Below are 12,597 nucleotides of genomic sequence, written 5' to 3'. Positions count from 1 at the left end.
GGGAGCCGCCGCCTATGCCGTAGATGCCGCCTATTACGCCGACTGTTAGGGAGAGGGCGGTGATGGAGCGGGTTGAAGGTGGGGTGGGGGCGGGGTGGTGGGGGCGGAGGGGTTTGGTGCAGAGCCAGAGGCCCAAGGGGAAGAGGAAGGCGGCTACCAGGAGTTGGAACGCCCTTGCGCCTGGGACGGCGAAGACGCGGATGAAAGCGCCTAGGACTACGCCGGGGAGGGTGCCCAGGATCAGGAGGCGGGTCAGGGGGGCCGTGAGGTGGGGGGTTTTGCGGTAGCGGAGGAGGGCGCCGGGGCCTGCTACGACGTTGTAGAGGAGGTTGGTGGGGGTTACCGAAGGGTTGGGGACGTCTAGGACGCTCAGTTGGACGGGGAGGAGGAAGACCGCGCCGGAAACGCCTACGGGGGCCGTGACCACGGCGATCAGTGCGCCGGCGGTGAAGGCGATGGCCAGTTGCTCGATCACGTCTGCTCCCTGAACATGCGACCAGGATGCCCTACTTTGACGGTAGGGATTGACGGGTGAAGGTGGCCCAGACGGTGGTTCGGGAGTCGGCGGGGTGGTGGCCCCAGGAGGTGGAGAGGGCCTGGAGGAGGTGGAGACCTCGGCCGGACTCCGTGGTCGGGGAGAGCGGGAGGGGGTGGGGGCGGGAGCCGCAGGGGGTGCCGTCGTCGGTGACGGCGAGGGTGACCTGTTCGGAGGCCGCGGTGAGGGTGAGGGTGACCTGGCCGCCCCGGCCTGAGCGGGTGTGGCGGAGGGCGTTGGTGAAGAGTTCGGTGGCGCAGAGCTGGACGTCGTCGAGGGACGGGTGGCGGGTGGGGAGGGTGTCGCGGATGAAGGAGCGGACGGCTCGGGCGGCACGGTCCTCGCCTGGGAGGGTGATGGTTCCGATGACGGTCATGTCGTCCATGTCGCGGGCTCCGGGCGGCGGTCGGGGACTCGGTCGGGAGCCAGCCTTATCGGCGACGCCCACCCCGGCCATCGGATCGCGGGGCGCTGGAACCATCGGTCGGAGAATGTTCTCCGTTTGAAAGGGCCGCTACCCGGTGTCGCCGCTGAATGACACTCTGGGGGGATGGCGTCCGACAAGTTGCCGACGGTCCGGTCGCGCCGGATCGGGCGGATTCTGCGAGAGCATCGCGAAGCGTTGGGGCTGAGCATCCAGAACCTCGCGGAACGGGCCGCTCGGGTGCCGTCGAACATCAGCAATATCGAGAACGGGTTGGTGCGGATCAGGCCTCGCGATCTGCCTTTGCTGTTCGACTGCTACGGCGTGGCCGGAGTCAACGAACGGCGGTCGCTGACCCGGCTCGTCGAGCAGATGTATGAGAAGAGCTGGACGCAGCCGTTCGGCGGGCAGGTCTCGCAGTTCCTCATGGACCTGGTCAGCTTGGAAGGCGACTCGTCGCACATCCGATGCTTCGAGCAGCTCGTCTTTCCGGGGCTGCTGCAGCGTCCTGCGTATGCGCGGGCGCTCCTCGGGCTCAACAAACAGAAGACGGCCCGCAGCATCGAAACCTATGTGACGTTCAGGACTCGGCGTGTCCATATTCTCGACCGGCCCGATCCCGCCGAGGTGACGGTGGTGCTCGGCGAGGCGGCGCTGCGCTGCCAGGTGGGCGGCCCGGCGGCCTTGCGCGAGCAGATCGAGTTCACCCTCTCGTTGGCCGAGCAGGAGAAGATCGATCTGCGGGTGCTGCCGTTCACCGCGGGCGGCCACGCTGCGCTCAGCGGCGCGTTCAGTGTCTACACGGTCAGCGCGCCGCTCCGCTTCTCCGTGGTCGAAGCCGAGTATTCGCAGGGCGGACTCTTCCTTGAGGACGAGACCTCGGTGGAGAAACATCTGGAGATGTACGCGGGCCTCCTCGAACTGGCCATGGACCGGAAGTCATCTGTCGAACTCATGAAAGGACTGGTGTCAGAACCATGAGCAGAACACCTCAAGCCGCCTGGCGGAAGAGCAGTCACAGCGCTACCGACGCGAGCAGCAACTGTGTCGAGGTGGCACAGCAGCGGGACAGGGTGGCCGCACGGGACTCGAAACGGCCGGATGGCGATGTGCTGCGGTTCGGGGCCGGGGCCTGGGGCACATTCGTGCGCGAGGTCAGAACGGGCGGCCTCGGCTGACAGGAGGAAGGGTGGCCGAGCCATGAGCGATACGACGCGAGCCGTGTGGCGGAAGAGCAGCTACAGCGGCAACAACGAAGGCGCGTGTGTGGAGGTGGCGCAGCAGCCGAACGGCGTGGCCGCGCGGGATTCGAAGCGGCGGGACGGGGATGTGTTGCGGTTCGGGGTCGGGGCTTGGGGAGCGTTCGTGCGCGGGATTCGGGGCTGACGGGTTGGGCCGGTGCTGGTCACGGAGGGGTGGGGAGGGTGGGGGGTCGGTAGCGTCGGTGGGGTGACGCGGTGGGGGCTTTGGGGGGTGGTGGCTGCTGTGGTCGTGGTGGCCGTTGTCGCGGTGGTGGTTCGGGGGATGGACGGGCGGGGGGCGGCTGAACCTGCGGCGGTGCCGGTCGTCGCGGTGCCTACGGAAAGCAGGGGGACGGGGAAGCCGCCTGGCCGGGCCGGGAAATGTGCGCTGCCTCGGTATCCGACGCCGGCGTGTACCGGGGTGCCGGCGCGGAAGAAGTTCCGGCGGACGGTCGAGGGGGATTACAAGGCCGTCAAACCCGGAGAGGTGATCGACGGGTGGCATATCAAGGGGCAGCTGATCACGTCGGCGGGCGGGGTAATCGTCAGGAACACGCTGGTCGACGGTGGGGTCAGCAAGGTCGACGGCGGGGCGGCGCGGCTCACTCTGGTGGATTCGACGATCGGGCCTGCGGAAGGGTGCGTCATCGGGCCTGCCGTCGACACGTCGACCGACAGTGGGGGGTATACGGCGGTGCGGGTGCATTTGCGGGGGCATGATGACGGGTTTCGGGCGGGTGGGCCCGACATCACCATCCGGGATTCGTTCGTCCAGCCGTGTGTGGGGGACGCGCGGAGCCACGGGGACGGGATCCAGGACTATCCGGCCGCGCAGCGGCTGACCGTCGACCACACGACGTTCGACATGTGCGAGGGGTGGGCGCGTGACCGGTCCCGGCCGGGGTGCACGTCCGGCGCCTACCCGGGGATCAACGGGGGGATCTTCATCTACAGCCGGAAGTCCAAGGGGCAGGGGTCGTCCGATGTGACCGTCACCGACAACCTGGTGATCGGCGGGCTGTACGGGATCTGGCTGGAGCCGAACGACGGGGTGTGGATCGTGCGCGGCAACCGGGTCGTCGACGGGACGTGGCAGTACGGCCCCTACCAGTCGGGCGACGACGGGCAGTGCCGGAACGTCCGGGTGTGGCAGGACAACACCGTGGTGACCATGGACGAGACCTATACGGTGACCGGAACGGTCCGGACGGAGCCCTGCCCGGGCTGAACAGGCCGGATCCCGCCCGCCGGTCGGAGATAATTCGGGGGTCGTGCATCCCCGGAGAAGACGGTGAACCGTGAGCCTGCCTGATGATCTGAGCTCCCTGCGAGCCTGGACCCCCACCGCCCGGGAGCTCGCCGATCTCGAGCTGCTGCTGTCGGGGGCGTTCGCGCCGCTCCGCGGGTTCCTCGGCGCGGTCGACACCGCGACCGTGCAGACCGGCGGGAGCCTCGCCGACGGGACGTCCTGGCCTGCCCCGGTCAACCTGCGGGTGCCCGGCGAGCTGGCCGGGGAGGCCCGGCTGGTCCTGCAGGATCCCGAGGGGGTGCCGCTGGCCGTCCTGGGCGTCACCGAGGCGTGGCCCGATCCGGCGTCGGGGAGCCATCTGGTGGCGGGGCCGGTCACCCAGGTGCGGGAACCGGCGCACGGCGCGTTCCACGGGCTGCGCCGCACGCCCGCCGAGCTCGACACGGTGGGGTTGGCGGTCGCCACGCGGGAGCCGCTGCACCGCAAGCAGCTCGGCCAGCTCCGGCAGGTCGCCGAGAAGGTCGGCGGTGGGGTGCTGGTGCTGGCGCTGCTGTCGGGCGCGCATGACGAGGAGCTGGTCAGGGCGCTGCTGGCCGTCCGGAAGGATCTTCCTGAGGGTTCGGTGGTCGTGCCGGTGCCGCTGGCGCCGCGCGGCGACCGCGACGGTCTGCTGGCCGCCCATGTGGCCGCCGCGTACGGCGCGACCCATCTGTTCTCGGCGGAGCCGCTGTACGGGGCGCCGCTGGAGGTCGTCGTCCCCGAGCCTTGGGCTTATGACGTGGACGTCGAGGTCTGGCGGCCCGTCGCCCGGATCGAGGAGACCCACGCCCGCGCCGAATTGACCCGCGACGAGCTGGACTCCCTCCTGGACCGGGGCGAGCCGATCCCCGAGTGGTTCACTCCCCCGGCCGTGGCCGCCGAGCTGGTCAGGGCGCGTCCGCCGAAGCACGAGCGCGGGGTCACGGTGTTCTTCACGGGCCTGTCCGGCTCCGGTAAGTCGACGGTGGCCAGGGGCCTGGCCGACGCGCTGGTCGAGCACGGCGGCCGCACCGTCTCCCTGCTGGACGGCGACGTGGTCCGCCAGATGCTCTCCTCCGGGCTGACTTTCTCCAAGGCCGACCGCGACCTCAACATCCGCCGGATCGGCTATGTCGCCGCCGAGATCACCCGCCACGGCGGGCTCGCGATCTGCGCCCCGATCGCGCCGTTCGCCGCCACCCGCGCCGAGGTCCGCCGGATGGTGGAGACGGCGGGCGACTTCCTCCTGATCCATGTGGCCACCCCGCTGGAGGAGTGCGAGCGCCGCGACCGCAAGGGCCTGTACGCCAAGGCACGCGCCGGGCTGATCCCCGAGTTCACCGGGATCTCCTCCCCCTACGAGGCCCCCGACGACGCCGATCTGGTGCTCGACACCACCGGCCTGCCGGTCGAGAAGGCCGTCTCCACGGTCCTGGACCTGCTCACCGCCTCCGGCTACCTGCAAATCCCCACCAGATAGATCGGGATAGACGATTCGGGCCCTGATCAGGTAGGCTCCTCCGAGATTTCCTACCTTTTGGATGGGACATACCGATGCACTTTGACGTGACGATGGCGATCGGGTCGTTCCTGGTCGCGATCGTGGTCGGGTTGACCGGCATGGGCGGCGGCGCGCTGATGACGCCGATGCTCGTGACGTTCTTCGGCGTCCCGCCGCTGACCGCGGTCTCCAGCGATCTGGTGGCCGCTCTGTTCATGAAGCCCGTCGGCGGGCTCGTGCATCTGCGGCGCGGCACGGTCAACCTGCGGCTCGTCGGCTGGCTGTGCGTCGGTTCCGTCCCCGCGGCCTTCTCCGGGGTGCTGATCGCCAAGGCGCTCGGCGACGGGGAGGCCACCCAGCACTTCATCGAGAAGGCGATCGGGGTGGCGCTGCTGATCGCGGCGGCCGGGCTCGTCTACAAGCTGGTGTCGAAGAGCCGGACGGGCGACGAGCACGCGCCGCCCGTCGTGGTCCGGCCGGTGCCGACCGCGGTGATCGGCGCGGTCGGCGGTGTGATCGTCGGGATCACCTCGGTGGGGTCCGGGTCGCTGATCATCGTGGCGCTGCTGGCGCTCTACCCGATGCTGCGGGCCAACCAGATGGTCGGCACCGACCTCGTCCAGGCCGTCCCGATGGTGGGGGCGGCCGCCGTCGGCCATCTACTCTTCGGCGACGTCGAGCTGGCCGTGACGCTGCCGCTGCTCGTGGGCTCGATCCCGGGCGTCTACCTCGGGTCGCGGATCTCGGCAAAGGCCCCCGGCGATCTGATCCGGCGGGCGCTGGTGGTGGTGCTGCTGGCGTCGTCACTGAAGATGTTCGGGGTTCCGGCCGTGCCGCTCGCCTGGATCCTGCTGACCCTGATCACGGTCGCGACGGCCACCTACCTGCTGCGCGCTAGGATCCCCGGCGTACGGAAGATCACCCGTACGCGGGAGCTGGAGGACGCTGATCATGGGTGACGGCTGGCTGGTGACCGGCGCGGGCGGGATGCTCGGCACCGATCTGGTGGCGCGGCTGCGCGCCGCGGGCGAGCAGGTCACCGCCGCGACCCGCACCGACCTGGACGTCACCGATCCCGTGGCGGTCCGTGCCGCGGTCGAAGGCCACGCCCTGGTGGTGAACTGCGCCGCCTGGACGGCCGTCGACGACGCCGAGGCCCACGAGCCCGAGGCCCTGGCCCTCAACGGGACGGCCGCGGCGCACCTGGCCGCCGCCGCCGGGAACCGCCTCATCCAGATCTCCACCGACTACGTGCTGCGCGGCGACGGCTTGGGCCCGCTCGCCGAAGGCTCCCCCACCGACCCGGTCAACGCCTACGGCCGCACCAAGCTCGCCGGGGAGACCGCGGCCCTCGCCCACGGCGGCAGGGTCGTCCGGACGGCCTGGCTGTACGGGGCGCACGGCCCGAACTTCGTCACCACGATGGCCCGGCTGGCGGCCGAACGCGACACCCTCGACGTCGTCGCCGACCAGCACGGCCAGCCCACCTGGACGGCCGACCTCGCCGACCGGATCATCGCGCTGGGCCGCTCGGCGGCGCCCGCCGGGATCTACCACGGCACCAACTCCGGCGCGACGACCTGGTACGGCCTGGCCCAGGAGGTGTTCCGGCTGCTCGGCCTCGACCCGGCCAGGGTCCGCCCGACGACCACGGCGGCGTTCCCGCGCCCGGCGGCCCGCCCCGCCTACAGCGTGCTCGGCCACGAAGGCTGGGCCGCGGCCGGGCTGCCGCCGATGCGCCCCTGGGACGAGGCCCTCGCCGCCTACTCGGCCAGCGTCGCGTAGAACTCCAGGCACCGCTCGTAGGACGGCAGCGCCCCTGCCTCGAGGAGTTCGCGCAGCTTGGGGGCGGCGGCGTCCTTGGCCGACAGCTCCGGGGTGATCCCCTCCGGCCAGGCGATCGCCAGCTCGGGGTCGAACGGGTGGACCTCGTGCTCCCGGGACGGGTCGTACCCCGTCGAGCACAGATAGACGACCGTGGCGTCGTCGGTGAGCGCCAGGAACCCGTGGCCGAGCCCCTCGGACAGGTAGACGGCGCGCCTGGTCTGGTCGTCCAGCCGGACCGTCTCGGACTCCCCGAAGGTCGGTGAGCCGACCCGCAGGTCCACGATGACGTCGAGGATCGCGCCGCGCACGCACGTCACGTACTTGGCCTGGCCGGGCGGGACGTCCGCGAAGTGGATGCCGCGCAGCACGCCCTTGGCCGAGATCGAGCAGTTCGCCTGGGCCAGCCCGAGCGGATGGCCGACGGCGTCGGTCAGCTCCCCTGCCCGGAACCATTCCAGGAAGGACCCGCGCTCATCACCGTGGATCTTGGGGGTGAGGACGTGGGCTCCGGCGATGCGGAGGGGCTCCATGGGGCTCCTTGCTGACGGGCCGCGGCGAGCCGGCGGCGGAGGGTTTCGGTCCAGGCGACCAGAACGAGCAGCCAGATCCCTGACACGTTGGCGGGGGTGGCGAGCCCTTCGGTGGTGACGCCGTCGGTGATGAAGAAGCCGATGATCGCCAGCAGGGTACCGGCGTCGGCGCGGGTGACCTGGTGCCTGGTCAGCCCGATGAGGACGACGGCGAGCACCAGGATCAGCCCGGTGAACAGCAGGGTGCCGAACCCGCCGACGTCCACCAGGGCGTTGACGAAGGCGTTGTGGCCGCCGCCGAGCCCCGTCTGCTCCAGGAACAGCCCGCGGGACGCGCCGAGCCCGTACCCGAACACCGGTTGCTCGCGGAACGCGTCGAACGCCAGGGTCCACAGATCGGTTCTGGAGTTGAGGCTGGCCAGTTTCTCGGGGGTCTCGCCGCGCTGCGCGAACTGCCGGATCGGTTCGGAGAAGGCCAGCACCGCCAGCACGATCACCGAGAAGGCGAGGATGACGAGGTCGGCGCGGCCGCGCGGCCCGTTCACGGTGGCCAGCAGGATGCCGAGGCCGACGGCGCAGCCGAGCGCCGCGCCGCGGGTGCCGGTGGCGACCAGCGCCCCGGCGAGCACGACCAGCGCCAGCCCGTAGGCGGGCGGCGACCAGAGTTTGCCGCCCTGCCGGCCGCGTCCGACGATGCCGTGCCTGATCAGGAACCCGGCGACGACCAGCACCGCGAGCCCCAGATAGACCCCCGCGATCACCGGATGGACGTACAGCCAGTTGAACCGGTCGAGGGTCAGATGGGTGCGCGGGAACGGGTGCGCCACCCCGATCCCCACCGACGCGATCACGATGATCACGAAGGAGTGGGCGAAGCGGTGCAGATCGGCCATGAGCGCCCGGGTGGCCAGCACATGCACCACCGCCATCGTGATGATCCACTGCGCGCCGCGCACCACGCCGAGCAGCGCGAACGGCGACCACAGCGCCGACATCGCCCCGTAGATCACCCACGCCCAGGCCAGCACCAGCAGCCCGGACGCGCGGCGGCGCGGCGGCCGCATCCCGAACCGCAGGTACAGGAAGAGCGCGCACGCCGCGTAGATCCCGATCTCCATCAGGATCGTGAGGTCGGGCTTGCCGCCGATCGACTGGTCGGTGGCGCGGCTGCGCAGCTTGTAGTCGCTGGCCAGCATCAACGCCAGCGGCAGGACCACCGGCCACCACGGGATCGCCCGGTTCCAGGATCTCCACAGGACGGGACGCGTACTGGTGATCACTTCCGGATGGTCCTCCGGGTCAGGTAGCGCGCCTTGAGGTCCTGGCAGAGCCGTTCGTAGGAGGACGCGACGTCGTCCCACACATAGTGCTCGGCGGCGCGCTTACGGGCCAGCTCCCCGAAGGAATCGGACTGCTCCTGCGCGGCCTCGGCCGCCTCGAGCAGCGCGGCGAGGCTCGCCGGGCCGTCGAAGAACCGGCCGGACTCGGCCAGCACCTCGCGGTTGAAGTTGACGTCCCAGGCCAGCACGGACGCGCCCGCGCCCATGGCGCGCAGCAGCGACGGGTTGGTGCCGCCGACGGAGTGGCCGTGCAGGTAGGTGCGGGCCCCGGCGTAGTAGGCGTCCAGGAGGGCCTGGTCCCAGACCCCGCCGACGAACCGGATCCGGGGGTCGTCGCCCGCGATCTCCTTGAGCCGCGCGGTGTAGGCGTCGGAGTAGGGCGCCGAGCCGACCACGACCAGCGGCAGCCGGGCCGCGCTGTCCCGGTAGCCCTGGATCTTGACGTGCAGATGGTTCTCCGGCTCGAACCGGGCGACGATCAGGTGGAAGCCGCCGGGCTCGTAGCCGGCCTCGCGGAGCTTGCCGGTGTCGGTCTCGGTGAGGATCGGCGCGCCGTAGGGGATGAACACCGAGGACGCCCCGAAGGTCTCCCGGTAGTAGTCGACGATGCCGCGGGCGTCGGAGATCAGCGCGTCCGACCAGCGGACGGCGAGCTTCTCGACGGTCTTGTAGTACTTCTGGCCCGCGCCCTCCCATTTGGCGCGCTTCCACTCCAGGCCGTCCACGTGGGTGGCGACGGGGATGCGCAGCAGGCGCAGCAGCGGCAGCAGCGGCGCGTTGGCCGCGTTGAACACGATGGCCGCGTCGGGCCGGTGGACGGCGGAGTGCAGCACCGACAGCGTCGTGTGGCTCAGCGTTTCCGCGACTTTCTTCTGCACCGCCGGAAGATGAACGATCTTCATTCCGAGATAAGTGGGTTCGGGATGGCGTTCACCCCGGCAGTAGACGGTCACCTCGTGCCCGGCCTTGACCAGCCGCTGCCCGATCTCCTCCACTGCCGTCTCAAAGCCGCCATAACGCGCGGGGACACCACGGGTTCCGATGAGGGCGATACGCACGGTGTCTCCCGGAGCTGAAGGTAATGTAAATGATTGGCAGGATATCGATGAATTTATGGTGGTAAATACGGTGAGTGTGACGATCGTGGTGGCGCATCCCTCTCCCGACCTGTATGGGTCGGACCGGATGCTGCTGGAATCGGTGCGGGCTCTGGTCCGGGAGCACCGCGTCGTCGTCACGCTGCCGTCCGACGGGCGGCTCGGCACGGCCCTGCGGGAGCTCGGCGCGGAGATCGTCACGCTGCCCGTGCCGGTGCTGCGCAAGGCCTATCTGTCGCCCATCGGGCTGGTCCGGCTGGCCTGGGAGGCGCTGCGGGCGCTCGGGCCCGCGCTGCGGCTGCTGCGGTCGGTCCGCGCGGACGCCGTGTACGTCAACACCGTGACCCTGCCCTTCTGGCTCGCCGCCGCGAAGATCGCCCGGGTGCCGTCGCTCTGCCACGTGCACGAGGCCGAGGAGGCGTCCGGGCCGGTCCGCACCGCCCTCAACCTGCCGCTGCGCCTCGCCAGCACGGTCGTGGTCAACAGCCGGGCCAGCGCCGCCGTGCTCGGGGGCATCCCCAGCCAGGTCGTCTACAACGGGGTCGCGGGGCCCGCTCAGGCCGTCCCGGCGCGGACCGAGCTCACCGGGCCCGTCCGGCTCGCCCTGATCGGCCGCTGGTCGCCGCGGAAGGGCACCGACACGGCCGTGCGGGCCGCCCGGCTGCTGCGCGAACGCGGCCGCGACGTCACCCTCACCCTCGTCGGCGACGTGTTCCCCGGCTATGAGTGGTTCGAGAAGGAGCTGCGCGAGCTGGCAGGCCCCGAAACCGAGTTCGCCGGGTTCCGGCAGGACGTGTGGGCCTCGTTCGCCGACGCCGACATCGTCCTGGTGCCCTCCCGGGCGGAGCCGTTCGGGAACGTCGCCGTGGAGGCCATGCTGGCGGGCCGTCCGGTCGTGGCGGCCGCCACCCAGGGGCTCACGGAGATCGTCACCGACGGGGTCACCGGAGTGCTCGTGCCCGCCGACGATCCGGCCGCGCTGGCCGACGGGGTGGAGCGGCTGCTGTCCGACTGGCAGGCCGCGGGCGCGATGGCTACTCACGGAAGTACGGAAGCCATACTCCGATTTGCCCCGGAACGCTACGGTAGCGACATCACGACGGTCGTCGACCACCTGACCAGAGCAAGGACCAGCACAGCACGATGAGCGCAGCCCCACAGAACCCGGTCGCGCAGCATCAGGTCGCGCCGCCAGAGACCAGCCTCATCGAGTCGGTCTGGCGTTTCCGCCTCATGTCGGCCCTGATCGTCCTCGGGACGCTCGGCGCGGTCGTGCTCGTCACCCAGGTCCTGTTCAGCGGCGCGGCCGCCACCGGGCGGTTCGCGGTCACCGACCCGACCAACAAGGACTACCTCCAGATGGGCGTGGTGTCCGGCCCGTCCTACGCCACGTACACCGCGCAGCGGGCGACCTTCGCCAAGTCCGCGCCCGTCCTGGCCAAGGCCGCCGAGCACACCGAGGACGAGCTGGGCGGCGACTACACCACCGCCGAGCTCAGGGCCGCGATCACCGCGTCGGCCAAGCCCGACAGCGGGGTCGTGGTGATCACCGCCAAGGCCAGGTCGGTGCGGGTCGCGGCGACCATGGTCAACGGGGTCATCCTGGCCTACCGCGAGCTGACGGCCGAAGCGATCCGGCTGCGCCGCGACAACCAGCTCAAGGCCACCCAGGCCGCCGAGAAGAAGCTGACGGCCCAGCTCCTGGCCCTGCCGGTGAAGTCCGGCCGCGAATTCCTGACGATCAACGACGCGCTCCGCAGGCTCCAGGCGACCGAGGCGAGCCTGCTCACCGACTCCAACCGGCAGGACGACGGCGTCCAGTTCGTCGACGAGGCCGACCCGGGCGCCGCCGCCGCCAGCAAACTGCCCCGCAACGTCGCGATCGGCGGGGCCATCGGCGTGCTGCTGGCCTGCGTGGTGTCGTTCCTGCGGGCGACCACGCCCACCAGGGGCCGCAAGAAGAAGCCGCAGCCGCAGCCGGCGCCCGTGCCGTCGCCCGTCGTCTTCGAGCACGGGCCCGACTACGGCGACTTCGCGGCCGCCCCCGCGCCGGAGACCACCTTCCAGCCGGCCAGGACCGCCAGGGCGCCGTGGCACGACGCGGCTCCCGCGTTCGACGCCGAGATGACCTCCCGGGACCTCAAGCCGATCCGGGACGACGACGAGCCGCCCGTCCGGGCGTCCAAGGCCAAGAACTCCCTGTTCGACGATCTGTCCGATGATCTTTCCGGCGACCCGCTGGAGACCCTGATCGAGCGGTCCACCCGGCCGAAGGCGAGTGTGGGCGTCGACGAGGCCGACGAGGCCGACAGCGCCGCCGAGGACGACTGAGCCGGATGAGCCGGCTCGCGGCGCTGCGGCGCAAGGGGGTCTCGGCCGGGGGCGCGGTGGCCGTCCAGTGTGTTCTGGCGGGCGGCAGCCTGGTCCTGCAGGCCGTCGCGGCCCGGTCCCTGGGTGCGGCCGGTTACGGGGTCTATGCCCTGCTCTACGGCGTTCTGGTGCTGGTCATCGCGGTGCAGACGAGCTGGGTCGGCGACGCCCTGACCGTCTTCGACCGGTTCGAACCCCGGGTGCGGGGGGCGCTGCTGCTGTCCCTGCTGATCACCGTCGCGGGCGGCGCGCTGGTCGCGGCCGTCGCCGGCGCGTTCCTCCTCCCGGCCGCCACCACCGGGCTGTTCGTCCTGCTGGCCGTGCTGTGGGTGCTGAACGAGACCGGGCGGCGGATCTTCACCGCGCGGATGGAGTTCTGGCGGCTCGCCGCCAACGACGCCGCCGCCTACGCCGTCACCCTCGGCACCCTCGGCGGAGCCGTGCTCGCCGGCGCCGAACCGACCC

At 70.9% G+C, this 12,597-nt stretch carries 15 protein-coding genes; 10 read left to right on the top strand and 5 right to left on the bottom strand.

From position 1 onward, the window contains the following. Both ACYVE7_RS18060 and ACYVE7_RS18055 read right to left on the bottom strand, forming a co-directional pair. A partial coding sequence (locus tag ACYVE7_RS18060) for a TSUP family transporter (protein ID WP_460365919.1) occupies positions 1–475 on the bottom strand: 475 nt, incomplete at its 3' end. Between the two features lie 31 nt (positions 476–506). After that, positions 507–911: an ATP-binding protein gene (locus ACYVE7_RS18055; RefSeq protein WP_460365917.1), complete on the bottom strand. Its 405-nt coding sequence runs from the start codon at positions 909–911 to the stop codon at positions 507–509. Positions 912–1,085: 174 nt separating this feature from the next. Here ACYVE7_RS18055 and ACYVE7_RS18050 point away from each other — a divergent pair, with 174 nt between their 5' ends. From ACYVE7_RS18050 to rfbD, 7 genes are all read left to right on the top strand, one after another. After that, a complete protein-coding gene (locus ACYVE7_RS18050; protein ID WP_460365915.1) occupies positions 1,086–1,940 on the top strand; it encodes a helix-turn-helix domain-containing protein in 855 nt (284 codons plus the stop codon). After that, positions 1,937–2,137: a DUF397 domain-containing protein gene (locus tag ACYVE7_RS18045; protein WP_460365913.1), complete on the top strand. Its 201-nt coding sequence runs from the start codon at positions 1,937–1,939 to the stop codon at positions 2,135–2,137. The genes ACYVE7_RS18050 and ACYVE7_RS18045 overlap by 4 nt, the downstream gene beginning before the upstream one ends. Positions 2,138–2,159: 22 nt before the next feature. Then, the gene (locus ACYVE7_RS18040) at positions 2,160–2,345 is read left to right on the top strand and encodes a DUF397 domain-containing protein (RefSeq protein WP_460365911.1); all 186 of its coding nucleotides are present in this window, start codon (positions 2,160–2,162) and stop codon (positions 2,343–2,345) included. Positions 2,346–2,621: 276 nt separating this feature from the next. Then, positions 2,622–3,428: a hypothetical protein gene (locus ACYVE7_RS18035; protein ID WP_460365909.1), complete on the top strand. Its 807-nt coding sequence runs from the start codon at positions 2,622–2,624 to the stop codon at positions 3,426–3,428. Between the two features lie 70 nt (positions 3,429–3,498). Beyond that, positions 3,499–4,947: an adenylyl-sulfate kinase gene (gene cysC, locus ACYVE7_RS18030; RefSeq protein ID WP_460365907.1), complete on the top strand. Its 1,449-nt coding sequence runs from the start codon at positions 3,499–3,501 to the stop codon at positions 4,945–4,947. A 74-nt stretch (positions 4,948–5,021) separates the two neighbouring features. After that, positions 5,022–5,927: a sulfite exporter TauE/SafE family protein gene (locus ACYVE7_RS18025; RefSeq protein WP_460365905.1), complete on the top strand. Its 906-nt coding sequence runs from the start codon at positions 5,022–5,024 to the stop codon at positions 5,925–5,927. Then, positions 5,920–6,753: a dTDP-4-dehydrorhamnose reductase gene (gene rfbD / locus ACYVE7_RS18020; RefSeq protein WP_460365903.1), complete on the top strand. Its 834-nt coding sequence runs from the start codon at positions 5,920–5,922 to the stop codon at positions 6,751–6,753. Before ACYVE7_RS18025 ends, rfbD begins: the two co-directional genes overlap by 8 nt. Here rfbD and ACYVE7_RS18015 read toward each other — a convergent pair. From ACYVE7_RS18015 to ACYVE7_RS18005, 3 genes are read right to left on the bottom strand one after another with little or no spacing between them, the layout of a single operon-like run. After that, a complete protein-coding gene (locus ACYVE7_RS18015; protein ID WP_460365901.1) occupies positions 6,732–7,325 on the bottom strand; it encodes a dTDP-4-dehydrorhamnose 3,5-epimerase family protein in 594 nt (197 codons plus the stop codon). The genes rfbD and ACYVE7_RS18015 overlap by 22 nt on opposite strands. Continuing rightward, the gene (locus ACYVE7_RS18010; protein ID WP_460365899.1) at positions 7,226–8,605 is read right to left on the bottom strand and encodes an O-antigen ligase family protein; all 1,380 of its coding nucleotides are present in this window, start codon (positions 8,603–8,605) and stop codon (positions 7,226–7,228) included. Before ACYVE7_RS18010 ends, ACYVE7_RS18015 begins: the two co-directional genes overlap by 100 nt. Next, complete coding sequence (locus ACYVE7_RS18005; RefSeq protein WP_460365897.1) at positions 8,602–9,723, bottom strand: DUF1972 domain-containing protein; 1,122 nt, start codon at positions 9,721–9,723, stop codon at positions 8,602–8,604. The genes ACYVE7_RS18010 and ACYVE7_RS18005 overlap by 4 nt, the downstream gene beginning before the upstream one ends. Positions 9,724–9,793: 70 nt before the next feature. Between ACYVE7_RS18005 and ACYVE7_RS18000 the strand changes: the two genes are divergently transcribed. From ACYVE7_RS18000 to ACYVE7_RS17990, 3 genes are all read left to right on the top strand, one after another. Beyond that, complete coding sequence (locus tag ACYVE7_RS18000; RefSeq protein ID WP_460365895.1) at positions 9,794–10,909, top strand: glycosyltransferase family 4 protein; 1,116 nt, start codon at positions 9,794–9,796, stop codon at positions 10,907–10,909. Next, positions 10,906–12,093, top strand: a complete 1,188-nt coding sequence (locus ACYVE7_RS17995) for a hypothetical protein (protein WP_460365893.1) — start codon at positions 10,906–10,908, stop codon at positions 12,091–12,093. Before ACYVE7_RS18000 ends, ACYVE7_RS17995 begins: the two co-directional genes overlap by 4 nt. Before the next feature lie 5 nt (positions 12,094–12,098). Then, on the top strand, positions 12,099–12,597 hold a 499-nt coding region (locus tag ACYVE7_RS17990; RefSeq protein WP_460365891.1), incomplete at its 3' end, for a hypothetical protein.

The organism is Actinocorallia lasiicapitis (genome assembly GCF_054778695.1).
Note: the sequence above shows the minus strand (reverse complement) of the source record. Positions and strands in the feature narration are given on the sequence as shown.

Excerpts from the sequence above, each read along its gene's own strand:
- ACYVE7_RS18055 (WP_460365917.1), bottom strand. The coding sequence starts at position 911 with ATGACCGTCATCGGAACCATCACCCTCCCAGGCGAGGACCGTGCCGCC.
- ACYVE7_RS18050 (WP_460365915.1), top strand. The coding sequence starts at position 1,086 with ATGGCGTCCGACAAGTTGCCGACGGTCCGGTCGCGCCGGATCGGGCGG.
- ACYVE7_RS18045 (WP_460365913.1), top strand. The coding sequence starts at position 1,937 with ATGAGCAGAACACCTCAAGCCGCCTGGCGGAAGAGCAGTCACAGCGCT.
- ACYVE7_RS18040 (WP_460365911.1), top strand. The coding sequence starts at position 2,160 with ATGAGCGATACGACGCGAGCCGTGTGGCGGAAGAGCAGCTACAGCGGC.
- ACYVE7_RS18025 (WP_460365905.1), top strand. The coding sequence starts at position 5,022 with ATGCACTTTGACGTGACGATGGCGATCGGGTCGTTCCTGGTCGCGATC.
- rfbD (WP_460365903.1), top strand. The coding sequence starts at position 5,920 with ATGGGTGACGGCTGGCTGGTGACCGGCGCGGGCGGGATGCTCGGCACC.
- ACYVE7_RS18015 (WP_460365901.1), bottom strand. The coding sequence starts at position 7,325 with ATGGAGCCCCTCCGCATCGCCGGAGCCCACGTCCTCACCCCCAAGATC.
- ACYVE7_RS17995 (WP_460365893.1), top strand. The coding sequence starts at position 10,906 with ATGAGCGCAGCCCCACAGAACCCGGTCGCGCAGCATCAGGTCGCGCCG.